A 2,950-nucleotide genomic window follows, 5' to 3' on the forward strand; every position below is an offset into this window, starting at 1 on the left:
TTACCTATATGTACCATTCGACAAATATATGTTTTACTCAAGTCCACACTCAAATATAACAAAGGAAATAAATACAGGCATTTTTACCTTTTAATGTTTGAAGAGTTTGCCTTTATGATAGGTAACGTCATAGCCGCATGCTCCGTTTCGAGGAACGAGAAATGGAGTCATCGCGGCATGTTATCTGCTTTTTCTTTTTGTGTTTTTTCTCTTAAATATTTCGATAAGAATCTCATATTTTCATTTTTGCCGGAAACTTTGAAGTTAGCCAAACTTTTTTCAGCATACATTGGTTCGAGAATTTCAATCAACCGTTTTCTAAATTCAATTGGACTTTCATTAAAATAATATTCAATTGTTTCAGCATCTACTTCTTCAGTAAATCCAATTACACCAGTATCTAGATCAATAATGGTTTGAACCTTTCTATTTTCTATCTTTAAGTCAATTGGTATTTGAAATATCATTTTAGTCTGTTTCTGAGCCTACAATTCCTAAGTAAATATTCTTTGTAGGATTATAAACTGTCCAAAAATAAGATCCCCACCACTCCTTTCCTGCATCGAAGAAATTATGGCAATCTTTGCTCCAAGTAAATACTTCTAGTTTTGATATATCATCAAATGTATTTTGAATAAAATTATTGAAGTATTCTCCTCTTTCATATAAAGTTTCTCCCGTTTGCAAAGAAAATGGAGGTTCCATAAAGGCATATGTAAAGTTACCATCACATATTTCGTATTTTGATTCATGGAGGTTAATTCTTTCTTGGATGTTAACTATGTTTTCTTGGATTTCATCCGTAGTATGTTCAAAATATTGATTGGCATACATCTTTCGACCTCTAACAAATATGGTTTTGGTTTCAACATCAAATAGATACCCAAAAAAATTATCTAATTTGATTTGTTTCCCACTATTGTTTAATAGTTCATGGTCTGTTTTTATCAAGTGAGGTAATCCAGGATTAATTGAACCAATTTCTTTATTATTATGAAAGTTGGATTGATAATTTATTTCTTCAAGTGTTTGTCGCGCAACTAACAAGTGTCTTTGATATGCTTTTTCGGGCATTTCGTCCCTGTAGTTTCTTTCGATCACAAATGAATGAAAACGAAGCGCACCACCTTTTGCTAGAAAGTCTTTAAACAATTCTTCTAATTTTTCGTGTTCGTATTTCTTTATGTTAGCAAACATGATATTCATTTGATCTAATACTGACTAACGGTGAAATTTTATGTTGATTTTGTACAATTTATATATTATAAAAGATTGTAATTTTTCGCAGTAACGTTAGCAGACCTGATTTACTTTGGTTTTCAAAATATGAAAAATTAGAAAATTCTTTCTGGCAAATTTTCTCATTTTTTTGAGAGTGAAAGGTCTGGAGAATTGCAGATAACGGTTGAGCTGCATCAGGACGTACGAGCGATAGCGAAGTATTCCTGATCGCAGCCTGTTATGTCTTGTTTTTGATCCTGTTGAATGTCTTTCTTTTTCCAAAGGTGCTTATTTCGATTTTATTTCTGCTAATAATTTTGATTTTTTCACCATTAAAGTATTGGTAAAATTGTCGCTCTTTCAGTCTGATAATCATAGATTTAGGAGTCTTGTTTTCTGTAAGTCTTATTTCTGCTGGGTGAAATCCTCCATAATTTATAACTAATGAATCAATGTTTATAGATTCTATTTTACAATGTCCAAATTCATTTGATGATGTTGCTTCAATTGGAAGACCATCTTTGAACGTTTCGCAATTTGCCCCAATCAAAGCAATTGAATTCTCATCAGTGATTTTGAATTGATAAAAATCTTGTGATAGTTGGCTAGGAATCTCTAAATTAAATACAAATGACTCTTGTTGAAGTTCGCTTTGTAATATCCAGCTTTTGCTATCATTTCTTATCGTTCCTAACGTTATACCATTTTTTAGTCCCTGAGTCCACTTGAATTCAAATTGCATATCCTCTTTGAATTCTATAGTTTCTCCAACACCATAAATACTTGTCCACAGATAAATCCCTTCCATTTCGTTAATAGAAATTTGTTTTGTTGGAGAACAACTCAATAACCAAAGACTTAAAATTATTTGCAAAAGGTTTTTCATCTTGTCACATTTTAAGTTTTGTTTTTATTTTGTTCTTTTGTGATTACCCAGATGAACTGACCGATAAGAAAAACGATTAAAACCACTCCCCACAAAATATCTTTACTCTTCTGCCTTTCAATGGAAAGATTGAATTTATTCAAAGTAAGATAATCTGTACTATCCTTTTGCAGTGAGAATATTTGTGGTTCGTTTCTCCAATCAAGAATATTATTTAGAATCGATTTACTTCTACATCGGTTCATTTCGCTTGTCTTAACCGTAATTCTTATATTATCGTCGGGATGAATTTCTGATAAGACTTTCATGGGATTGATTGCCTTGTATGAATTACCAGATACACGAAAACTACAAGGACTATTTAATACCTGTATATGAATGTAAGGTCTATTATACCTGCCAGTTCTAGCGACTTTCTTTATTCTTGTAACAACATCAGAAATATTTTGGAGATCTTGATCTGAAGTTCGAATTTCTCTATTACTCCTGCTTATAAAATAAATTATTCCACTGATTACTGTAAGGCATGTCGCTAGTACCAGAATCTTCGTCAATTTATTATATTGATTGACGTTTTCACTCATTATTTTTTAGAGTTATGATTTCAATGATTTATCTAATGTGATTTTGATATTTTTAAATAAGACATAACGGTTAATGATAAGAGGAGGAGCGACGAAGGAGCTCTTACTTCTTATCTACTGTTATCTGTGGTAGTGTGCCCTGAAGTTCCATCGGGTACTAAGTTAATCAAAAGTGGTTAATGGAAATAGATGGAGCATGTTGTAATTGAGATGAAAGACCTCTTCAAAGGTTGGATGGAAAGGAAACGAGCTGACTCCA

The 2,950-nt window shown here is 31.9% G+C and carries 4 protein-coding genes; all 4 read right to left on the reverse strand.

Going from position 1 to position 2,950, the window contains the following annotated elements; genetic code table 11:
• Positions 1–167: 167 nt before the first annotated feature.
• The 4 genes from L2567_RS20740 to L2567_RS20755 all read right to left on the reverse strand — a co-directional run bounded on the left by L2567_RS20740 (position 168) and on the right by L2567_RS20755 (position 2,691).
• A complete protein-coding gene (locus L2567_RS20740; protein ID WP_235299781.1) occupies positions 168–467 on the reverse strand; it encodes a hypothetical protein in 300 nt (99 codons plus the stop codon).
• 1 nt (position 468) lies between these two features.
• Positions 469–1,197, reverse strand: coding sequence for a hypothetical protein (locus L2567_RS20745; protein ID WP_235299782.1), 729 nt, complete (start codon positions 1,195–1,197; stop codon positions 469–471).
• Positions 1,198–1,459: 262 nt separating this feature from the next.
• Positions 1,460–2,107, reverse strand: coding sequence for a hypothetical protein (locus L2567_RS20750; RefSeq protein ID WP_235299783.1), 648 nt, complete (start codon positions 2,105–2,107; stop codon positions 1,460–1,462).
• Positions 2,108–2,118: 11 nt separating this feature from the next.
• Complete coding sequence (locus tag L2567_RS20755) at positions 2,119–2,691, reverse strand: hypothetical protein (RefSeq protein ID WP_235299784.1); 573 nt, start codon at positions 2,689–2,691, stop codon at positions 2,119–2,121.
• Between the last annotated feature and the right edge of the window lie 259 nt (positions 2,692–2,950).

Origin of the sequence: Portibacter marinus, assembly GCF_021533195.1 — a bacterium.
In the GTDB taxonomy this organism is placed as follows: domain Bacteria; phylum Bacteroidota; class Bacteroidia; order Chitinophagales; family Saprospiraceae; genus Portibacter; species Portibacter marinus.